Origin of the sequence: Streptomyces sudanensis, assembly GCF_023614315.1 — a bacterium.
Taxonomy (GTDB): domain Bacteria; phylum Actinomycetota; class Actinomycetes; order Streptomycetales; family Streptomycetaceae; genus Streptomyces; species Streptomyces sudanensis.
In genome coordinates this window covers 5,106,628-5,126,686 of sequence record NZ_CP095474.1, presented here as the reverse complement: position 1 = coordinate 5,126,686, position 20,059 = coordinate 5,106,628, and the positions used below count along the sequence as shown (strand labels likewise).

The following is a 20,059-nucleotide window of genomic DNA, read 5'->3' as shown; positions in this document are numbered from 1 at the left end:
GGCGGGCCCCGAGGCGGTACGGGAGCGGCGGCGGGCCGCGGGCACCGCCCGGAACGCCGTGGGGTGCACCGGGGCCCGTTCCCGCGGGGCGCGGGTCAGGGCCCGGGGTCGGCGGCGCGGGGCGCGGGCGGCGGGGCGGAGCCGCCCAGGAGGCGGTCCAGGGCGCCGGTGACGAGGCGCGTGACCTCGGCGGGGTCGGCGTCGGCCAGGGGCCGCTTGCAGATGACGACGCGCACCAGCCCGATGCCCAGCAGCCAGGAGAGGGCGAGGTCGGCGCGGAGCGCCCGGTCCTCGGCGTCGCTCAGCGTGGCCAGTACGCGGGCGTAGTCGGTGCCCAGGGCGGCGACCGCCGCCGTCACCTCGTCCTGCGAGCCGATCGACCGCAGGAGCGTCTCCAGGGACCTGGCGGCCCCCTCCCCGGAGCCGCCCCGGCCCGGCGGGGGTGTGAGCATGTCCGACAGGACGGCCTCCACGAGCCGCTCGGGCGGGGTGGTCCGCAGCCGCTCCAGGCCGTCGCGCGACACCGCTTCGCCGAAGAGGGCGCGCTTGGAGCCGAAGTGGCGGAAGAGGAGCGCCTGGTTGACCCCCGCGCGGGCCGCTATGTCCCGGACGGTCGCCCGCTCGTACCCGCGCTCGGCGAACAGCTCGGAGGCGGCGGCGAGCAGCCGCTCCCGCGTCGATCCGCCGCCCGCCGGGCCCCGGGCCGGCGTCCCGCCGCCGGGGCGCCCCGCCCTGTCCGTCCCGTCGGCCTCCACCCACGTCCCCNNCCCCNGCCGCTCCGCCCCCGTCAGGGGACGTCGAGGCGCCGTTGACCGCCGTCACGGCCCACTCTAGGTTGGTAAGCACTCGCTTACACCAGGGAGGTTTCCCGTGACGACCGCGCGCGAACAGACGCCGCTGGCCTACCCGTTCAACGAACCCGAGGGGCTGGAACTCTCAGAGGCGTACGAGGAGGCCCTCCGGCGGCCGGGCCTGTTACGCGTCCGCATGGCCTACGGCGAGCCCGCCTGGCTGGCCACCCGGTACGCCGACGCCCGCCTCGTCCTGGGCGACCGGCGCTTCAGCCGGGCCGAGGCGCAGCGGCACGACGAGCCGCGGCAGTCCGAGGCGCAGCAGGACACGGGCATCCTGAGCATGGACCCGCCGGAGCACACCCGCCTGCGCACCCTCGTGACGAAGGCCTTCACGACGCACCGGGTCGAGAAGCTCCGCCCGCAGGTGCGGGAGCTGGCGCAGGGCCTCCTCGACGGGATGGAGGCCGCCGGGCCGCCCGCCGACCTCGTCGAGCACTACGCGCTGCCCCTCCCCGTGGCCGTGATCTGCCGGATGCTGGGGGTTCCGGAGGAGGACCGGCCGAAGTTCCGCGTGTGGAGCGACGCCGCCCTGTCCACCAGCTCGCTGACGGCGGAGGAGTTCTTCCGCAACCGCGAGGAGCTGCGCGCCTACATGACGGGGCTGATCCGGGACCACCGGGAGAACCCCCGCCAGGACCTGATGACCGCCCTGATCGACGCCCGCGACACCGGCGACCGGCTCACCGAGCTGGAGCTGGTCGACCTCTGCGTGGGCATCCTGGTCGCCGGTCACGAGACCACGGCGAGCCAGATCCCCAACTTCGTGTACGCGCTGCTGGAGCACCCGGACCAGCTCGCCCTCCTCAGGGAGCGGCCGGAGCTGGTGGCGGGCGCGGTGGAGGAGCTGCTGCGGTTCGTGCCCCTCGGCAGTGCCGCCGCCTTCCCCCGCTACGCGACGGAGGACGTCGAGGTGGGCGGGACGCTGGTGCGCGCCGGGGAGCCGGTCCTCGTCGCGATCGGCGCGGCGAACCGCGACGCGCTGAAGTTCACCGAGCCCGGCCGGCTCGACATCACCCGCACGGGGGTGCAGCACCTCGGGTTCGGTCACGGCGTCCACCACTGCCTCGGCGCTCCCCTGGCCCGCGTCGAGTTGCAGGAGGCGCTGCTGGCGCTGCTGACCCGCTTCCCGGACCTGCGCCTCGCGGGGGACGTGGTGTGGAAGAACCAGATGCTGGTCCGCGGGCCGCGCGAGATGCCGGTGGGGTGGTGACGCCGATGGTCTGGAGGGTCGGCGTCGACTCCGGGGCGTGCATGGGCTCGGGCATCTGCGCGGCCCTCGCCCCCGACCTGTTCCGGCTGGAGGGGACGTACGCGGAACCGGTCCGCACGGAGATCCCCGAGGACGAGCGGGCCCTGGACGCGGCGGACTCCTGCCCGGCCCTGGCCATCGTCGTCCGCGACGGCCCCACGACGGTCGGGCCTCGGCCCTGAGGCCCGCGCCCCCGGCCCCTCCGGGCGACCGGCGGGCCGGTGGGGCCGGGNNGCGGGAGGGTCCGGGCCGCCCGGCGCGCACCGCGGTACGGCGGAACGCACCCGGGCGGCGCCGGCACCGCGCCCGGGGCGGTGCGGAGGGACGGGGTGCGGGGCGGGCCGGACACCGGACGGGTCCGGAGCACCGCGGGCCCGGACCGCCCGCGCCCGGTGACGGTACGCGCCCGGCGGCACCGCGGGTCCGGGGGCGGTACGGGTCCGGGGGGTCCGGGAGCGGGCCGCCCGGAGGCTTCGCGCCGCTCGCGGCCGGGGTCCGGGGGCGCACGGTCCGAGGAGGCGCCCCGGGGCCCCGTCCTGGTCAGAGCGCCTGGCGGTTGTCCTTCAGCGCGCCCCAGCCGTGCCAGCGCTCCACTTCGATCCATCCGCTGACCCGGCCGCGGTCCCGCCGCCGGTACTCCCTGCCGAGGTAGTGCCGGGACAGCCGGTCGATGTCCGCCAGTCCCCCGTCCCCGCGCAGCCCCACCACCCGGCCGATCAGGCTCACATGGGTGTACCAGGACCGCTCGTCCAGCACGGTGAGCGTCACCCGGGGGTCCGCGCGGATGTGGTCCAGCCGCCTGCGGCCCTCGTCCATGTTGATCAGGACCCGGCCGTCGTCCTCCCACAGGTACCAGGTCGCCGTCGAGACGGGCTGCCCGTCGGGGCGCAGCGTGGCCAGCACGGCCGGGTTCGGCTTGCGCAGCACGGCGACGGCGTCCTCGGGCAGGGGCGGTCTGGACACGGCGGCTCCTCCTCGTTCGGCCCGCCCGGCCGCTGCGCCGGGCCGGTTCGCAGCCTACGCCCGGCGGGCGGCACCGGCGGTGCCTCCGCCGTGCCCGGCCGTGTCCCGCGCCCGGCCCGCGTCGGCCTCACCACGGCACCGTCCCGTCAGGTGTACACCACCGTCACCTGCGTGAACCCCAGGGAGCCGAGCAGTCCCTTCAGCATGGCGGTGGTGTTCCGTTCGGCCCTTTCGGTGAGGCCGCTCTCCTTCGCCGCCTCGCCGATGCGCTGCGCCGCCAGCCGCTGCACCGCGCGCTCGTCGTTGGGGTTGTCGGAGAAGAGGTCGCCGAGCCGGTCCAGCAGGCCGCGCTGCTTGGACACCGCGTAGGAACGGTCCGGGTCCAGGGCCGGCCGGTCCAGCACGGCGCGCGACAACCGGATCACGGCGGACGTCCGCTCCTCGTTCACGGTGACGTCCCGGGGTCCGGTCTTCCCGAGGTCCACGTACGCGCCGACGGTGCCGGCCGCCACGTACAGGGTGCGCGTGCCGCGAATGGCGTCCGGCAGGAACCGGGCGTCCTTCTCCAGGTCCACCACGATCTGGTAGGAACCCGCCGCCCCCTCGTAGCGGCTGAGGTCCTGGATCGACTGGAGCAGCGCGGGCCCGGAGCGGTCCCGGGTCTCCTCGCCGAACAGGCCGGCCCACCCGGGCACGACGCCGAACCGCCCCGCCACGGCCACCAGGACCGTCAGCGCCAGCAGGACGGCGGGGACGGCGAACCACCACGGGGTCCCGGAACGCGCGGCCCTCGCGCGCGGAAGCTTTTCGTCGGAGGTCTCCACGTGTCGTGGATGCCCCCGTCCGGCCGGGGTACTCCCCCGTCCCTTCCGGCCGCCGGACGCGGTCCAGCCGCCCCGGACGGCTTCCGGAGCGGCTGGACCGCGTGGGCGACGGCTCCGCCCTCCTCGGGAAGCGAGGCGGGCGGAGCCGCGCGATCAGTGCTGGCGCGGGAGGAGCACCGCGGTGGCGTGCGCGTTCTCCTCGTCCACGATGTGCACCGACTTGCTCTTCTCCTCCTTGACGTTCTCGGAGCAGTCGATGTTGTTGTTGGCGGCCGAGAGGATCGGGATGTCGATGATCTCGAGGACGTTGCAGCTGAGGACCTGGCTGCTGTTGTCGAACTTCGCCGAGTCGTCGTCGGCCGCCTGGGCGGTTCCGGCGGTGCCGCCGGCCACGACCAGGGCGGCGAACGTGCAGGCGAGGGCGTTCTTGAGCTTCATGCTTTTCTTTTCCTTCTGTGTATGGGGATTTTCGTGTCGTCGCGCCGACGGGTGGAGGTCCGCGAGACTGCTCGTTCGGCCGGGTCCGGCCGCGATTCCGGGCGTGATCGTGTCTGCCGTCACGGCGCCGACCCGGAAGGGCACGAGTGCCGCGTTCGGCCGTCACCGACCGGTCGACGAAGCGCGGTCCGCGGGGGGTATCGCTCCAACCGAGCGGCGGCGTTCCCCGCTCTCCCGACCGGTGCGATCGCCCCGTCCGGAACGGTGGTCCTCCGGGCGGCCGGGAGAACCGGCCGTCGCGGGGACCGCCGGAACATCCGGGACTTCCGCAGCGGGAGGGGAGGGGACCCGGGTTCCGTCCGCCGACCCGGAAACCCCGTCCGCGTGCGCCGTGCCACCGGTTCCGCCCGCCGGGAGGGCCGTGGCCGGCGGAGCGGGCAGCACGGTTCCCTTTCTGCGCATGGCGGCCTCCAGTGGACCGAATCGTCGGCGTGCCCGCGAACGTGCGGGGAATCGAAAGCTACCCGTCCGCCCCACCGGAGGACGGTGCGCGAAATGCGCCGCACCCCCATCGGGGTGACGGAATCACTGCGGCAGCGGAAGGGAGCGGATACGGCGGGAAAAGGGGCGGAGCCGCCTTTTTCACGGGAAAAGGCGGAGAACGACGGGTCCGCGCCGTGCGCCGGAGGCCGGAATTCTCTTTCCGGGAAGCACCGGGCCGGGGCCCGGCCGGTGCGCGCCGGCGCGGGCGGAGGGCGCCGGACGGCTCCCCGGCCCGCGGGGCCGGGGNGNNCGGGCCGNGTCCGCGACGGGGNTCAGCCGGCGGTCTCCCCGCCGCCCGGCCGCCCGTGCCAGTCGAGGCACAGCACGAGGGCGTCGTCCTCCTGGGACGGCCTGCCGTGGTATTCGGCCAGGCCCCGCAGCACGGCGTCCGGGACCTGGGCGGGCGGCAGCAGGCGCGTGGAGGCGACGGCGCGGAGCAGGGCCTTCGCCCCGTACCGCTCACCGGTGCCGGAGAGGGCGTCGTACACGCCGTCGCTGGCGAACAGCAGCCGGTCGCCGGGGAGGACGGTGAAGCGCTCGGGTACGTACACCGTGTCCTCGAACATGCCCAGGGGGAGCTGCGCCTCGAACGGGTGCGCCTCGACCGCGCCGCCGCGCAGGCGCCACAGCCGGGGCGAACCCGCGTCCACCACCTCCACCTCCCCGGTGGCGAGGGCGAAGCGCAGCAGCAGTACCGCCACGTGCGCGGAGCCCCGGTACTGGGCGTACACCGCCTGGTCCGCCAGGGCGGCCTGGCCGGCGAGGTCGAGGCCCGCGCGCCGGGCGTTGCGCAGCGCGTTCACCGCGAGGTTGGTCAGCAGGGCGGCGTCCATCCCCTCCCCCATGCCGTTGGCGACCGTCAGGGTCAGGTGGTCGGCGGAGACGGACCAGTCGTAGGTGTCCCCGAAGACGGCGTAGGCGGGCTCCAGTTGCGCGCCGATCGAGAACTCGGGGCGGGCGCACGAACGGCCGGGCAGGAGCTGCCACTGCATCTCCGCGGCGAGGGTGAGCCGGGTGGCGCGCCGCGCCAGGACGTACAGGTCGGTGTCGCGTTCGGCGACGAGGATCTCGTGGCCCAGGGCGTCGCAGACCCGCCGCAGCTCCGGGAGGGCCAAGCGTGCGCCGCCGCGCCGGGGCAGCTCCAGCGAGAGCACGCCCAGGCGGTCGCCGCGGACGGTGACGGGCAGGTGGGCCTCCACGGGGCCCTTCTCCTCGTCGCCCAGGAGGTACGGCTCCTGAGCGCCGAACGCCCGGCCCTGGGGGCTGCCGTGGACGGGCACCTGCCCCGGCGCCGCGCCCGGAGGGGCACCGACGGCCTGCAGCGAGCGCATGCCGTGGTCCACCAGCCACAGCTCCACCCGCCGGGCCCCGTACCGCCGCGCCAGGGCGGTCCTGACGACGTCGAGCAGGGTGTGCGGCGCGGCGCGGCGCAGGGCCTCCTCCAGGGCGGCGGTCTCTTCCACGTCCTTCGTCTTCTCGTGCGTTCCGCGGCGGCGGGGGCGTCCCACCGCCGGCGAGGGGTCGGGTGGCGGTGCGCGACGGTGCCATCGCCGCCGCGCGGGAGGAGCGTACGGCACCGGGGCGGCCGGTTCCGGCCGGACGGAGGCCTCCGGGGCCGCTCCTCCCGCCTCCGGGCCGGCGCGCGGCGGGCCGGAGGCGGGCAGTCGGCGAGGGGGCCGGGGGTTTCCGGTCCCGCGGACGGCCGCGGGACCGGATCCTCCCTCACTCGATGTGGATGCCGATCAGGCAGGTGTCGTCGTCCGTGTCGGAGCGGCTGTGCGTCAGCAGCCGGTCCAGCCGGTGCCCCAGCGACGGCGACGGGCTCCGCGCCGTGGTCAGCAGCTGCCTGATCGAGTCCTGCACGGCGGTGTCCCGCCTCTCGACGAGGCCGTCGGTGTACATGAGCAGGGAGTCGCCCGGTTCGAGCGTGACCACGCTCTCCTCGTACTCGGCCTCGGAGAGCGCGCCCAGGAGGAGGCCCTGGGGCATCGGCAGCGGCTCGGCCGTCTCCTCGCGCACCAGGACGGGCGGGAGGTGCCCGGCCCGCGCCCAGCGCAGCGCCCGCGTCGCCGGGTCGTACACGCCGCACACGGCGGTGGCCGTGACCTGCTCCGTGAGGTGGTGGGCCACCATGTTGAGCCAGGACAGCAGCTGGCCGGGGCCGGCTCCGGTGACCGCGAGCCCGCGCAGCGCGTTGCGCAGCACCACCATGCCGGTGGCCGCCTCGATGCCGTGCCCGGCGACGTCGCCGACGCAGAGCAGGATGTGCTTCGACGGCAGGACGACCATGTCGTACCAGTCGCCGCCGACCAGCGACTCGGATTCGGCGGGCCGGTACCGCACGGCGACGTCGAGGCCCGGCACGTCGAGCGGGGACCGGGTGGGGGGCATGATGGCGTGCTGGAGCTGCAGCGCCAGCCGGTTGCGCTCGGCCGCCTCCTGCTCGGTCTGGGCGAGCTGGTCGCGGGTCGCGGCGAGCGCCACCTCGGTCCAGTGCTGCGACGAGATGTCCTGGTACGCGCCGCGGACCGCGGTGAGGTGGCCGTCGGCGTCGACGACGGGCTCGGCGGTGACCCTGATGTGCCGGGTGACGCCGTCGGGGCGGCGCAGCCGGAACGCGACCGTGTCGGGCCGGCCGTGGTGCAGGACCGCCCGCAGGAACCGGCCGATGGTCACCGCGTCGTCCGGGTGCGCGTGGGACGTCAGCTCCTGGAGCGACACGGGGCCCTCGGCGTGCGACCGGCCGTACAGCGAGAACAGCTGGCCGTTCCAGGTGATCTCCCCGGTCGTCAGGTCCTCCTCGAAGCCGCCGACGCGACCCAGGCGCTGGGCGTGCTGCAGCAGGCGGGCGAGGCGCGCGGTCTCGTCCTCGATGCGCCAGATGAGCAGGACGGCGCCGCCCTGCCGGCTGATGCTGATGTCCGCGAACAGCGGGAGGGAGATCTGGTCGACGAGCGCGGTCAGCGTCGTCCGCCGCGCCCGGAAGGGCTCACCGGTGGCGTAGACGCGCTCCACCTTGCCGAACAGGTCGCTCTCCCCGGCGGCCGTCGGGTACGCCTCCAGCAGCAGCGCGCCGGACACCGTGCTGCGGGGCCGGCCGGCCGGGTCCTGGAAGCGGTGGTTGACGTGGCGGATGCGGAAGTCGGCGAGCCGCCCCTCCGCGTCCAGGTGCGGGGTGAGGACCAGTGCCGGGTCGTACAGTCCGTCGGCCAGGTCCACCAGCTCCGACACGTCGGCGAACTCCCGTGAGATCCCCGGCGGGTACACCGTGGAGGACGGGAGGGTCTCCAGCGTGTGCGCGCAGAGCTCGGCGAGCGCCTCCAGCTGGCGCACGACGGGCTGCGGCTGCGGGCCGATCGGGGCGGGCCAGCAGATCTCCAGCACGCCGTGGATGCGGCCGCCCGTGCCGGCGGGCAGGGCGACACGGCCGCCCTGCGGGTACTCGGAACGGCCGATGGAGGGGACGCCGGAGCCGGTCAGGGAGGTGATCCACACCGCTTCCCGGCAGTCGAGCGCCCGCCGGGCCACGGTCGCCACGCCCGGGGGCACGTACCACCAGCGGCCCGCCTCCTCCACGCCGAAGCCGGCGTGGCCGGAGAGGGTCAGGGACCCGTCCGGGCCGGCCGTCCACACGGCGGCGCCCGTCGCTCCGAGCGGCGCCAGCGCGTGTTCCAGCAGGGACTCGGCCATCCTCTGCGTGTCCCCGGCGGCCAGTACGGCGCTCTCCGCCGTGCGCAGCCGCACACCGACGGACGTGTCGCCGCCCTCGCGGGAAGCGGCCTCGCCGGCGGCGCGCCGGACGAAGTCGTCGACGACCTCGGCAACGTGGTCCCGGGCGGCCTGGTTGACGATGTCGGCCGCCAGTTCCAGGGGGGCCACCCCGGCCTGCTCGGCGAGCTCGGACAGCTGCCGGGCGGCCTGGGCGGGCCCGCACCGCAGCCGCTCGATCAGCACGCCCTTGGCGAGCTCGATCAGCGCCCGCCCGTCGGCGGCCGCCTGCGCGGCGCGCACCTCCTGCCGCAGCCGCTCCACGGTGGCGGCCAGCCGGCCCACCGCGGAGTCCTGTTCCGGCCGGACGGCCGGGAGCGCGTCCCCGGAGCGCTCCCCGCCGCCCCGGCCGGGGCGGTCCGCCACGGCGCCGGGGGCGTCCTCGGCGTCCGGCCCGGCGGGGGAGGCGGCGTCGCCCCTCGTGTCGAAGGCGGTCATCGCGTCGACTCCGCCCCGTCGGTGCGGACCCGCATCCAGTGGCGCACGCGGGCGATGAGGTCGTGGGCGTCGACCGGCTTGGTGACGTAGTCGCTGGCGCCCGCCATGATGCTCTTCTCCCGGTCCCCCGGCATCGCCTTCGCGGTGACGGCGATGACGGGCAGGTCGGCGTACTCCGGCATGCGCCGGATCTCCGCGGTGGCCGCGTACCCGTCCATCTCCGGCATCATCACGTCCATCAGGACGAGATCGATCTCGGGGTTCTCGTGCAGCGCCTCGATGCTCCTGCGGCCGTTCTCCGCGTGCAGCACCCGCACGCCGTGGAGTTCGAGGATGCCGCTCAGCGCGTAGAGGTTGCGGGCGTCGTCGTCCACGACGAGGACCGTGCGGCCCCGCAGTTCGTCGTCGGCCTCCTCCACGGGCGCCGGGTGGGCCAGCTCCTCCGTGCGGACCAGGGGCACCACCACGTCGCCGGGCTGCTCCGCCGACAGGTGCAGGGCGATGCGCTCGCGGAGTTCGTCGAGGCTGGACAGGAGCTCCAGGGGGCGCTTCCCCGCCCGTCGCCGCAGCTCGAGCTCCTGGGCGCTGTCGTGGCGGCGGTTGGTGTGGGCGAGGACCGGCACGGTGCGCAGCGCCCTGTCGCCCTCCATGGCCTCCAGGAACCGCAGGGCCTCACCGTCGGCCATGTCGAGTTCCAGCACGACGCAGTGGAACGGCTCCGCGGCGAGGGCCGCCGCGGCCTCCTGGGCTCCGACGGCGGGGATGACCTCTATGTCCACGCCGTCCGCCGGTCGCCCGTCACCGCCCCCGACCTCGGCGACGGCGCTCTCGGCGACGAGGGAGAGCAGGCCGCGGGGCCGCTCCTCGATCACCAGCAGCCGGCGCGTCGGGCGCGGCGCCGGGGCGGCGGGCCCGCGCCGGGTCCCGCTCGGCGCCTCCTCGGACGGCTCGGCCTCCTCCAGTTCGGCCCGCTGGGGGGCCGGCTCGAGTTCGGCGGGGAAGTCGGTGTGCGTCACCGGGAGGTACAGGGTGAAGACGCTGCCCTGGCCCGGTGTGCTCTCCGCGGTGACGGCGCCGCCGAGGAGGTGGGCGATCTCCCGGCTGATGGACAGGCCGAGGCCGGTCCCCCCGTACTTGCGGCTGGTGGTGCCGTCCGCCTGCTGGAAGGCGCCGAAGATGCTCTCCAGCTGCTCCTCCGCGATGCCGATGCCGGTGTCCTCGACCCGGAAGGCGACCACGGGGCCGTCGCGCCGGGAGACGGAGACCGGCACCTCGGCGTCGGGGACCGGCTCGATGACCAGCTCGACGCTGCCGTGCTCGGTGAACTTCACCGCGTTGGACAGCAGGTTGCGCAGGACCTGGCGCAGCCGCGAGTCGTCGGTCAGCAGGTCGGCGGGCGTGCCGGGCGCGGTGGTGATGGCGAAGTCCAGGCCCTTCTGCGTCGTCATGGGCCGGAAGGTGGCCTCGACGTAGTCGAGCAGGCGGCGCATCGGGACCCGTTCGGGGTTGATGTCCATCTTGCCCGCCTCGACCTTGGACAGGTCGAGGATGTCGTTGATGAGCTGGAGCAGGTCGGAGCCGGCCGAGTGGATGATGCCCGCGTACTCGACCTGCTTCGGCGTCAGGTTGCGCGTGGGGTTCTGGGCGAGGAGCTGGGCGAGGATGAGGAGGCTGTTGAGCGGGGTGCGCAGTTCGTGGCTCATGTTGGCCAGGAACTCGGACTTGTACTTCGAGGCGAGGGAGAGCTGCTGGGCCCGTGCCTCCAGTTCCTGACGCGCCTGCTCGATCTCCAGGTTCTTGCGCTCGATGTCGCGGTTGCGGTCGGCGAGCAGCGCGGCCTTCTCCTCGAGTTCCGCGTTGGAGCGCTGCAGCTCCTCCTGCTGGACCTGGAGTTCCTCGGAGCGGGACTGGAGCTCCGACGCCAGCCGCTGGGACTCCTCCAGCAGTTCGTCGGTGCGCGCGTTGGCGACGATGGTGTTGACGTTGACGCCGAGCATCTCCATCAGCTGCTCGAGGAAGTCGCGGTGGACCGCGGTGAAGGGGCTGAACGAGGCCAGCTCGATGACGCCGAGGACCTGGTCCTCGACCAGGATCGGCAGGACGATCACGCTGCCCGGCTCCATCTCCCCCAGGCCGCAGGTGATGCTGATGTACCGGCCGGGCACGCCGTCGGCGACGATGGTGCGCCGGCTCAGTGCGGCCTGGCCCACCAGGGCCTCGCCGAGGCGGAAGCGGTCGGGGCCCTTGTCGCCCACCGGGCGGCCGTACGAGCCGACGAGCCGCAGCTCGGTGTCGTCGGCCGAGTCGTCCGCCAGGTAGAAGGCGCCGTACTGGGCGGACACGAGCGGCGTCAGCTCCTCCATGACCAGTCCGGCCACGGTGGCGAGGTCGCGGTGGCCCTGCATCAGGCCGGAGATGTGGGCGAGGCTGGTCTTGAGCCAGTCCTGCTCCTCGTTGGTGCGCGTCGTCTCGCGCAGGGACTCCACCATCGCGTTGATGTTGTCCTTGAGCTGGGCCACCTCGCCGGACGCCTCGACGGTGATGGACCGCGTCAGGTCCCCCTCGGCGACGGCGCTGGCGACCTCGGCGATGGCGCGGACCTGCCGCGTGAGGTTGCCGGCCAGTTCGTTGACGTTCTCCGTCAGGCGCTTCCAGGTGCCGGAGACGCCCTCCACCTCGGCCTGGCCGCCCAGCCGGCCCTCGCTGCCGACCTCGCGGGCGACGCGGGTCACCTCGGCGGCGAAGGAGGAGAGCTGGTCGACCATGGTGTTGATGGTCGTCTTGAGTTCGAGGATCTCGCCGCGCGCGTCGACGTCGATCTTCTTCGACAGGTCGCCGTTGGCGACGGCGGTCGTGACGAGGGCGATGTTGCGGACCTGGCCGGTCAGGTTGTTCGCCATCGAGTTGACGTTGTCGGTGAGGTCCTTCCAGGTGCCGGCGACGTTCGGCACCCGCGCCTGGCCGCCGAGGATGCCCTCGGTGCCGACCTCGCGGGCCACGCGGGTCACCTCGTCCGCGAACGCCGAGAGGGTGTCGACCATCGTATTAATAACGCCCGCCAGCGCGGCGACCTCGCCCTTGGCCTCGACCATGATCTTCTGCGACAGGTCGCCGCGCGCCACGGCGGTCGCGACCTGGGCGATGGAGCGCACCTGCCCGGTGAGGTTGGACGCCATGACGTTGACGTTGTCGGTGAGGTCCTTCCAGGTGCCCGACACGCCCCGGACGGTCGCCTGGCCGCCGAGGTTGCCCTCGGTGCCGACCTCGCGGGCCACCCGGGTCACCTCGTCCGCGAACGCGGACAGCTGGTCGACCATCGTGTTGATGGTCTCCTTCAGGGCGAGGATCTCGCCCCGGGCGTCCACCCGGATCTTCTGCGACAGGTCGCCGCGCGCCACGGCGGTGGTGACCTCGGCGATGGAGCGGACCTGGGCGGTGAGGTTGTCCGCCATGACGTTGACGGACTCGGTGAGGTCCTTCCAGGTGCCGGAGACGCCCTTGACGTCGGCCTGACCGCCCAGCCGGCCCTCGGTGCCCACCTCGCGGGCCACCCGGGTCACCTCGTCCGCGAACGCGGACAGCTGGTCGACCATCGTGTTGATGGTGTTCTTCAGCTCCAGGATCTCGCCCCGCGCGTCCACGTCGATCTTCTGCGACAGGTCGCCCTTGGCCACCGCCGTCGCCACCTGGGCGATGGATCTCACCTGGGAGGTGAGGTTGCCGGCCATGAAGTTCACCGAGTCGGTCAGGTCGCGCCAGGTGCCGGAGACGCCCTTGACGTCGGCCTGACCGCCCAGCCGGCCCTCGGTGCCCACCTCCCGGGCCACCCGGGTCACCTCGTCCGCGAAGCCGGAGAGCTGGTCGACCATCGTGTTGATGGTGTTCTTCAGCTCCAGGATCTCGCCCCGCGCGTCCACGTCGATCTTCTGCGACAGGTCGCCCTTGGCCACCGCCGTCGCCACCTGGGCGATGTCGCGGACCTGGGTGGTGAGGTTGCCCGCCATGGCGTTGACGGAGTCGGTGAGGTCCGCCCACGTGCCGGACACCCCCGGCACCACGGCCTGGCCGCCCAGCGTCCCCTCGGTGCCCACCTCGCGGGCGACGCGGGTCACCTCGGAGGTGAACAGCGCCAACTGGTCGACCATGCCGTTGAAGACGGTGGCGATCTCGCCGAGGAGGCCGTCCGCCCCCTCCGGCAGGCGCGTCCCGAAGTCGCCGTCGCGCACCGCCGTCAGACCGGCCAGCAGCCCCCGCAGCTCCGGTTCACCGACCGCGCCGGTCTGACGCGTGCGGGACCGCGGCACAGGGCGGGGGTTGTCGACTTTCTCGGCCATGACCATCCTCGTGAGTGCTGCCTGGGCCCGAGAGGATGCCCCCGCGAACCTTTGTCATGCGGCAAATGTCGTCAGCCTACCGTGCCGTAGCCCCGGGCGGAGAACCGTCCGGCCCGGACTCCCCGCCACCCGGCGGGACCCGGTGGCGGGGTGACGCGGGGCACACCGGGCGGCGGGGAGTCCGGCGCCGCGACCGGGCGGGACCCGCCCCGGCGGGAGTTCGCCCCCGGGCCGTCGGACGGCGGAAAGATAGGGTTGCGCAGCGGGCCGGTGCCCCGTTGCCGACGGCGCGCCGCGCGCAGTGCGTTCCCGTTCCCGGCATTGCGACGCGGGGCCGGCGTCTTGAGCCGACTACGTGTGATCGGGAGTGCACTGATGGACGCGAGTCCGACATCGTCGCCGCACGGGTCCGACGTCGTCACCGCGCGGGTGGCGGGTGAGGTCATCGAGCTGCTGGAGATCCTCTGGGAGTACGGCCGCGAGATGGTGTCCCCCGCGCCCGTCTCGGCTACCCAGCTGAAAGTGCTGTACGCACTGGAGCGGGAGGACGGGGTCAACCTGCGCACGCTCAGCGAGCTGCTGGGCTCGGCCCCCTCGTCGACGAGCCGCCTGTGCGACCGGCTGGAGGCCCTGGGCTTCGTCGAGAGGCTCCCCAGCTCGGTCAGCCGCCGGGAGCTGGAGCTGCGGCTGACGGGTCCGGCGAGGACCTACCTCGGCGACCTGCGGGCCCGCCGCGAGAAGGTGCTCGCCGCGGCCGTCGCCGCCATGCGCCCGTCGGCCCGGGAGTCGCTGCTGGAGGGCCTGTCCGGCTTCCGCACCTCGCTGGCGGACGCCCGGCCCGGCCGGCTGCGGACGGCCGGGCCGGCGAACGCGGAGTCCGCCTGATCCGGCCGGTGGCCGGCCGGCGGCCGCGGCCCCGTACGGCCGCGGTCCGCGGCACGGCGGTGCGGGTCCCGCGCCGACCGCGTTCCGACCGCGTTCCGACCGCGTTCCGACCGCGTTCCGGCCGTGTTCCGGCCGTGTTCCGGCCGTTCCTCACAGGCTGTTTCCGGTGGATGGCCGTGGGTATCCGGACGCGGCTCATCACTGCGCGGAGGTGACCCATGACACAGACCGGCCCGTCCCGGCACGAGACCGTGACGACCCGGGTGCCCGCCCGTCTGGACCGGCTGCCGTGGTCGCGGTGGCACTGGATGGTCGTGATCGGGCTCGGCACGGTGTGGATCCTCGACGGGCTCGAGGTCACCATCGTGGGCAACATGGCCGCCCGGCTCTCGGAGGAGGGCAGCGGCCTCGCCATCAGCAGCGCCCAGGTGACGGGCGTCGCCGCGGCCCTGTACGTGGCGGGGGCCTGCTTCGGCGCCCTCCTCTTCGGCTGGCTGACCGACCGCTACGGCCGCAAGAAGCTCTTCCTGATCACCCTGGCCGTCTACCTGGGGGCGACCGCGCTAACGGCCCTGTCGTACTCGTCCTGGTGGTTCTTCGTCTTCCGCTTCCTCACCGGCATGGGCATCGGCGGTGAGTACGCGGCTATCAACTCCGCCGTCGACGAACTGATCCCCAGCAGGTACCGGGGCCGGGTGGACCTGATCATCAACGGCAGCTTCTGGCTCGGCGCCCTGGGCGGCTCGCTGCTCTCCGTCGTCCTGCTCGACACCGACGTGCTGCCCAAGGACGTGGGCTGGCGGGTCTCCTTCGGCCTCGGCGTGGTCCTGGGCCTGGGCGTGCTGCTGGTGCGACGCCATGTGCCCGAGAGCCCGCGCTGGATGTTCCTGCACGGACGGGCCGAGGAGGCCGAGCGGATCGTCGCCGACGTGGAGCGGCAGGTGGAGCGGGAGACCGGCGGGCCGCTGCCGGAGCCCGCCGGGCCGATCACGGTCAAGCGGCGGCACAGCGTCGGCTTCGGGCAGATCGCCCGGACGCTGGTGCGGACGTACCCCCGCCGCGCGGTGCTGGGCTTCGCGCTCTTCGTCGGGCAGGCGTTCCTCTACAACGCCATCACCTTCGGGTTCGGCGCGATCCTGGCGGCCTTCTACGACGTGCCCAGCGGATCGACGGGGTACTTCTTCGCGGTGATCGCGCTGGGCAACTTCCTCGGCCCGCTGCTGCTGGGGCACCTCTTCGACACCTGGGGCCGGCGCCCCATGATCGCCGGGACGTACCTCCTCTCCGGCGGGCTGCTGTTCGTCACCGCGTGGCTGTTCGGGCAGGGGCACCTCACCGCGACGACGCTGACGGCGTGCTGGTGCGTGGTGCTGTTCTTCGCGTCGGCGGGCGCCAGTTCCGCGTACCTGACGGTGAGCGAGATCTTCCCCATGGAGACCCGCGCCATGGCCATCGCCTTCTTCTACGCGATCGGCACGGCGGCCGGCGGGATCTCCGGCCCGCTGGTCTTCGCGCACCTGACCGAGAGCGGAGCGGTCGCCGACACGGTGCTCGCCTTCTGCCTGGGCGCGGCCGTGATGGCGGCCGGGGGCCTGGTCGCGCTGTTCCTCGCGGTCCCGGCCGAACGCAGGTCCCTGGAGGACATCGCGACCCCGCTCTCCGTCCACCACGCCTCCCCGCCGGCCCCCGAGGACGAGGCCGCCGGCACGGCACCGCTGCGGAACTGAGCCGTACGGGAACGGGGCGGGGCGGGGCGGGTGCCGCGGGACGGAACCGCCCCGCGGCGCCCGCCGGATCGCGTTCCGTCCGCGTGGGCGGCCGAAGGCGGTCCGGTGGCTTCGGCGGGGGCGGGCGCGGGAGCCTTCCGACGGGGCGCGGGACCGTCCCGTACGGCTCCGAGGGCCCCGCTCAGTCCGCCCGCCGTCCCGTCCCGGAGACCCCGCCCGTCCCGCCGGTGGCGCGGGCGACGGCCGGGTGGACCGGCGCGGTCTCCGGGACGCCGGGCGGGCGCAGGCGCGCGAACTCCTCGCGCAGTACCGGGACGACCTCTCCGCCGAGGAGGTCGAGCTGTTCGAGCACCGTCTTCGTCGGCAGTCCCGCGTGGTCCATCAGGAACAGCTGGCGCTGGTAGTCGCCGACCGCCTCGCGGAAGCCGAGGGTGCGCTCGACGACCTGCCGGGGGGAGCCGACGGTGAGCGGGGTCTGCTCGGTGAACTCCTCCAGCGACGGGCCGTGGCCGTAGACCGGGGCGTTGTCGAAGTACGGGCGGAACTCCCGTACGGCGTCCTGCGAGTTGCGGCGCATGTACACCTGCCCGCCGAGGCCCACGACGGCCTGCTCGGGGGTGCCGTGGCCGTAGTGGGCGAACCGCTCCCGGTACAGGCCGACCATCCGCCTCGTGTGGGACATGGGCCAGAAGATGTTGTTGTGGAAGAAGCCGTCGCCGTAGTACGCGGCCTGTTCGGCGATCTCCGGGGAGCGGATCGAGCCGTGCCACACGAACGGCGGGACGCCGTCGAGCGGGCGCGGGGTGGCGGTGAAGCCCTGCAGCGGGGTGCGGAACCTCCCCTCCCAGTCGACCACGTCCTCCCGCCAGAGCCGGTGGAGGAGCGCGTAGTTCTCGACGGCCAGCGGGATGCCCTGGCGGATGTCCCTGCCGAACCAGGGGTAGACCGGGCCGGTGTTGCCGCGGCCCAGCATCAGGTCGACGCGGCCGTCGGCGAGGTGCTGGAGGTACGCGTAGTCCTCGGCGATCCTCACCGGGTCGTTGGTGGTGATCAGCGTCGTCGACGTGGACAGGGTGATCCGGTCGGTGAGGGCGGCGAGGTGCCCGAGGAGCGTGGTCGGCGAGGACGGCACGAACGGCGGGTTGTGGTGCTCGCCGGTCGCGAACACGTCCAGCCCCACCTCCTCGGCCTTGCGGGCGATGGCGACCGTGGCCTTGATCCGCTCGTGCTCGGTCGGGGTGCGCCCGTCGGTCGGGTCGGTCGTCACGTCGCCGACCGTGAAGATGCCGAACTGCATGGGTGACCACTTCCTCCGGTTGCGCGTCCGATCGGTCGGCCCGGCGCCTCCGCTCCCCCGCCGNCCCCTTCCCCGCCGCCNCGGGCCGNGNCGCCGCCCTTCCGGGGCCTGCACCGCGCGCGGCGCGACGGCGGGGGCGGTGCGGTGGCGGCGCGGGCCCGGTGCTCAGGCCGGGCCCCGCAGGAGGCGCTCCATGGGTGTGAAGTCCTCGGCGCCGGGCTCGCGCCGCGCGCGGGCGCCGCAGCCCCGGACGAGGCGGGCGTAGTCGGCGGCGGCGGCCCCGACCCGGTTCCCGAGCGCCCCCGACCGGGCGTCCTCCGTGCCGAAGTCGCCGGTCGCGGCGTACACCCCGCGCGGCGAGACGATCGCGTGCAGGTACGAGAACATCGGCCGCATCGCGTGCTCCAGGACGAGCGAGTGCCGTTCGGTGCCGCCGGTGGCGGCGATCAGCACGGGCATGTCCTCCAGGGTGCCTTCCGGCAGCACGTCGAAGAACGACTTGAACAGCCCGCTGAAGGACGCGTTGAAGGCGGGGGTCACGGCGATGACCCCGTCGGCGGCGCCGACCGTCCCGAACGCCTCCTCCAGCGGCGGGGTGGGGAACCCCGAGAGCATCGCGTCCATGACCGCGCGGCCGAGCGGGCGCAGTTCCACGAAGGACGACTCGACGTCGTGCCCGAGCGCCTCCAGCTCCGCGCGCACCGCCCTCTCCAGGCGGTCGGCGAGGAGCCGCGTCGAGGACGGCTGCCGCAGGCCGCCGCTGATGATCACCAGGTTCGTCATCGTCTCACCGGTCCCCTGCCGCCCGCCCCGCGGCGTACGGCGGTCGGCCGCTCCGTACCCGCGGCGCGGTGACCCGGCGCGGGGCGGCGCGGGCGTCCCGAACTCCTTACAGCGTACGTGCGGCCTCCCCGCCCGGCAGGTCCGGCGCCCGGGCCGGCGGGGCNGGCGGGACGGNCGNACGTACGNTGTCNGGCCGGGCGGGGAGGCGGGGCGGGTCCGGAGCGTCGCCCGCCGTACGGGGGCGGGACCGGTTCCGCCGTACGGACGGGAACTCCGGGAGGCCGTCGCACGCGGGCAGGCCGGCGAGGCACTACCGTCGGACCGGTGGAGCTGCTGCTGATGTCCGACACCCACGTCCCCTCGCGCGCCAGGGCGCTGCCGGGCGAGCTGCTCGACCTGGTGCCGGCCGTGGACGTCGTGATCCACGCGGGCGACTGGATCGACGCCGCCACGCTCGACCTGCTGGAGGGGCGCGCACGGCGGCTGGTCGCGGTCCACGGCAACAACGACGGTCCGGACCTGCGGGCGCGGCTGCCGGAGGTGGCGTACGCGGAGCTGGCGGGGGTGCGGTTCGCCGTGGTGCACGAGACCGGTGCGGCGCGGGGGCGCGAGCGGCGCTGCGCCGAGCGGTTCCCCGGGACGGACGTGCTCGTCTTCGGCCACAGCCACATCCCCTGGGACTCCACGGCCGGCGGCCGGCTGCGGTTGCTCAACCCCGGTTCGCCGACCGACCGGCGGCGCCAGCCGTACCGCACGTACATGACGGCGCGGGTCTCGGACGGCCGGCTCGCCCGGGTGCGTCTGCACCGGCTGCCGCGCACCGTGTGACCGTCCCCCGCGTGACCGTCCCCCGCTCGCCGCTCGCCGCGGTCCGGGGGCGGCCGTCCCGCGTCCGGTCGCCGAAGGGTGCGGGGCGCCGGGGGGCGGGAGCGGAGCCGGGGACCGTGCCCGAAGCCGGGGGGGCGGGAGCGGACGCACGCCGTCCCGGTCCGTGCCGCACCCCCGTGTCACTCCCCGGGGCTCTCCCCGGCCTCCCCGGTCTGCTCCGCCTCCCAGCGCAGCAGGTCCCCCGGCTGGCAGTCGAGGGCCTCGCAGAGCGCGGCGAGCGTCGCGAACCGCACCGCCTTGGCCCGGCCGTTCTTGAGCACCGCCAGGTTGGCGGGGGTGATCCCGACGCGCTCGGCGAGCTCCCCCACGGACATCTTCCGCCTGGCCAGCATCACGTCGATGTCGACCGCGATCGGCATCAGATGACCTCTTCCAGCTCGGCCCGCATCCGCGTCGCCTCGGCGTCGCGGGCGACAGCCTGGGCGAGCAGCATCCGCAGCACCAGGACGATCAGCGCGACTCCCAGGACGGCCACGCCCGCGCCGCCGACGAGCAGGACGACACCCGGAGGGACGGCCTCGCCGGGCGCCAGGAGGACGCCCAGCGTGAACACCAGGAGGGCGGCCGCCACCATCGCCCCGATCACGACGTGCACGTAGCGGAAGGCCGCGTGGGAGAACACGGTCCCGCGGCGCGCCATCGTCACCAGCCGCCACACGCAGACCAGGACGACCTGGGCCGCCACGATCCCCAGCAGCACGATCACGACGAGCGGGACCCGCAGGTGCCCGAGGGCCCCGTCGGCCCCTTCCAGGTCGGCCGCGAGCAGCGGCACCATCACCGACTGCGCGAACACCGACCCGGCGAGCAACGCCACGATCACGGCGCGCAGCGCCAGTACCGGCACGTTTCCCATGACTCCCCCTCCATCCATCGAATGACGATGAGAATCTATCGAGATTCGATAGGCGAGGCAAGGTGGGCATGGCGGCACGAGCAGGCACCGCGCACCCCCGCCGCCGCGGACGCGACCGGCGCCCCCGCCGGGACGCCGCGCGCCGGACGGGCGCCGGCCGGCCACCGGGCCGGGCACCACTCGCGGGCTCGCCGGGCTCGCGAGGCGCTCCT

Annotated in this window: 16 protein-coding genes; 5 read left to right on the top strand and 11 right to left on the bottom strand. The window is 74.4% G+C overall.

Annotated elements, in window-relative coordinates; genetic code table 11:
- Positions 1 to 95: 95 nt before the first annotated feature.
- Positions 96 to 755 carry a TetR/AcrR family transcriptional regulator gene (locus MW084_RS23745; RefSeq protein ID WP_010473810.1) on the bottom strand — a complete coding sequence of 220 codons (660 nt, stop codon included), beginning with the start codon at positions 753 to 755 and terminating at the stop codon, positions 96 to 98.
- 115 nt (positions 756 to 870) lie between these two features.
- Here MW084_RS23745 and MW084_RS23740 point away from each other — a divergent pair, with 115 nt between their 5' ends.
- Together MW084_RS23740 and MW084_RS23735 are read left to right on the top strand one after the other, a co-directional pair.
- Complete coding sequence (locus MW084_RS23740) at positions 871 to 2,064, top strand: cytochrome P450 (RefSeq protein ID WP_010473809.1); 1,194 nt, start codon at positions 871 to 873, stop codon at positions 2,062 to 2,064.
- Positions 2,065 to 2,069: 5 nt separating this feature from the next.
- A complete protein-coding gene (locus MW084_RS23735) occupies positions 2,070 to 2,285 on the top strand; it encodes a ferredoxin (RefSeq protein ID WP_029553750.1) in 216 nt (71 codons plus the stop codon).
- Positions 2,286 to 2,643: 358 nt separating this feature from the next.
- On the opposite strand, the gene MW084_RS23730 is transcribed toward MW084_RS23735, so the two are convergent.
- The 6 genes from MW084_RS23730 to MW084_RS23705 form a co-directional block, all read right to left on the bottom strand.
- A complete protein-coding gene (locus tag MW084_RS23730) occupies positions 2,644 to 3,066 on the bottom strand; it encodes a TIGR03618 family F420-dependent PPOX class oxidoreductase (RefSeq protein WP_010473807.1) in 423 nt (140 codons plus the stop codon).
- Between the two features lie 146 nt (positions 3,067 to 3,212).
- Entirely contained in the window at positions 3,213 to 3,890 is a 678-nt protein-coding gene (locus MW084_RS23725; RefSeq protein WP_010473806.1) for a DUF4230 domain-containing protein, read from the bottom strand.
- Between the two features lie 153 nt (positions 3,891 to 4,043).
- Positions 4,044 to 4,328: a hypothetical protein gene (locus tag MW084_RS23720; protein WP_010473805.1), complete on the bottom strand. Its 285-nt coding sequence runs from the start codon at positions 4,326 to 4,328 to the stop codon at positions 4,044 to 4,046.
- An 815-nt stretch (positions 4,329 to 5,143) separates the two neighbouring features.
- Positions 5,144 to 6,334, bottom strand: a complete 1,191-nt coding sequence (locus tag MW084_RS23715) for a PP2C family protein-serine/threonine phosphatase (RefSeq protein WP_010473804.1) — start codon at positions 6,332 to 6,334, stop codon at positions 5,144 to 5,146.
- Between the two features lie 259 nt (positions 6,335 to 6,593).
- Positions 6,594 to 9,077 (bottom strand): SpoIIE family protein phosphatase, encoded by a 2,484-nt coding sequence (locus tag MW084_RS23710; RefSeq protein WP_010473803.1) that lies wholly within the window; start codon positions 9,075 to 9,077, stop codon positions 6,594 to 6,596.
- Positions 9,074 to 13,411, bottom strand: coding sequence for a HAMP domain-containing protein (locus MW084_RS23705; protein WP_275563775.1), 4,338 nt, complete (start codon positions 13,409 to 13,411; stop codon positions 9,074 to 9,076). The genes MW084_RS23710 and MW084_RS23705 overlap by 4 nt, the downstream gene beginning before the upstream one ends.
- Before the next feature lie 375 nt (positions 13,412 to 13,786).
- Between MW084_RS23705 and MW084_RS23700 the strand changes: the two genes are divergently transcribed.
- Together MW084_RS23700 and MW084_RS23695 are read left to right on the top strand one after the other, a co-directional pair.
- Complete coding sequence (locus MW084_RS23700) at positions 13,787 to 14,296, top strand: MarR family winged helix-turn-helix transcriptional regulator (protein ID WP_010473801.1); 510 nt, start codon at positions 13,787 to 13,789, stop codon at positions 14,294 to 14,296.
- A gap of 218 nt (positions 14,297 to 14,514) precedes the next feature.
- Positions 14,515 to 16,023 carry an MFS transporter gene (locus tag MW084_RS23695; RefSeq protein WP_010473799.1) on the top strand — a complete coding sequence of 503 codons (1,509 nt, stop codon included), beginning with the start codon at positions 14,515 to 14,517 and terminating at the stop codon, positions 16,021 to 16,023.
- Positions 16,024 to 16,204: 181 nt separating this feature from the next.
- Here MW084_RS23695 and MW084_RS23690 read toward each other — a convergent pair whose 3' ends face one another.
- Positions 16,205 to 17,320, bottom strand: coding sequence for an LLM class flavin-dependent oxidoreductase (locus tag MW084_RS23690; RefSeq protein ID WP_010473798.1), 1,116 nt, complete (start codon positions 17,318 to 17,320; stop codon positions 16,205 to 16,207).
- Between the two features lie 165 nt (positions 17,321 to 17,485).
- Positions 17,486 to 18,103 (bottom strand): FMN reductase, encoded by a 618-nt coding sequence (locus MW084_RS23685; protein WP_010473797.1) that lies wholly within the window; start codon positions 18,101 to 18,103, stop codon positions 17,486 to 17,488.
- A gap of 324 nt (positions 18,104 to 18,427) precedes the next feature.
- Between MW084_RS23685 and MW084_RS23680 the strand changes: the two genes are divergently transcribed.
- Positions 18,428 to 18,931, top strand: coding sequence for a metallophosphoesterase family protein (locus MW084_RS23680; RefSeq protein WP_010473796.1), 504 nt, complete (start codon positions 18,428 to 18,430; stop codon positions 18,929 to 18,931).
- A 179-nt stretch (positions 18,932 to 19,110) separates the two neighbouring features.
- Here MW084_RS23680 and MW084_RS23675 read toward each other — a convergent pair whose 3' ends face one another.
- The gene (locus MW084_RS23675; RefSeq protein ID WP_010473795.1) at positions 19,111 to 19,350 is read right to left on the bottom strand and encodes a helix-turn-helix domain-containing protein; all 240 of its coding nucleotides are present in this window, start codon (positions 19,348 to 19,350) and stop codon (positions 19,111 to 19,113) included.
- Positions 19,350 to 19,847, bottom strand: a complete 498-nt coding sequence (locus tag MW084_RS23670; RefSeq protein ID WP_010473794.1) for a DUF2975 domain-containing protein — start codon at positions 19,845 to 19,847, stop codon at positions 19,350 to 19,352. The genes MW084_RS23675 and MW084_RS23670 overlap by 1 nt, the downstream gene beginning before the upstream one ends.
- Positions 19,848 to 20,059: the final 212 nt, after the last annotated feature.

Bases quoted from the DNA above. Each gene is read 5' to 3' on its own strand.
- MW084_RS23735 (WP_029553750.1), top strand. From the start codon at position 2,070: ATGGTCTGGAGGGTCGGCGTCGACTCCGGGGCGTGCATGGGCTCGGGC.
- MW084_RS23720 (WP_010473805.1), bottom strand. From the start codon at position 4,328: ATGAAGCTCAAGAACGCCCTCGCCTGCACGTTCGCCGCCCTGGTCGTG.
- MW084_RS23710 (WP_010473803.1), bottom strand. From the start codon at position 9,077: ATGACCGCCTTCGACACGAGGGGCGACGCCGCCTCCCCCGCCGGGCCG.
- MW084_RS23705 (WP_275563775.1), bottom strand. From the start codon at position 13,411: ATGGCCGAGAAAGTCGACAACCCCCGCCCTGTGCCGCGGTCCCGCACG.
- MW084_RS23700 (WP_010473801.1), top strand. From the start codon at position 13,787: ATGGACGCGAGTCCGACATCGTCGCCGCACGGGTCCGACGTCGTCACC.
- MW084_RS23695 (WP_010473799.1), top strand. From the start codon at position 14,515: ATGACACAGACCGGCCCGTCCCGGCACGAGACCGTGACGACCCGGGTG.
- MW084_RS23690 (WP_010473798.1), bottom strand. From the start codon at position 17,320: ATGCAGTTCGGCATCTTCACGGTCGGCGACGTGACGACCGACCCGACC.
- MW084_RS23685 (WP_010473797.1), bottom strand. From the start codon at position 18,103: ATGACGAACCTGGTGATCATCAGCGGCGGCCTGCGGCAGCCGTCCTCG.
- MW084_RS23675 (WP_010473795.1), bottom strand. From the start codon at position 19,350: ATGCCGATCGCGGTCGACATCGACGTGATGCTGGCCAGGCGGAAGATG.
- MW084_RS23670 (WP_010473794.1), bottom strand. From the start codon at position 19,847: ATGGGAAACGTGCCGGTACTGGCGCTGCGCGCCGTGATCGTGGCGTTG.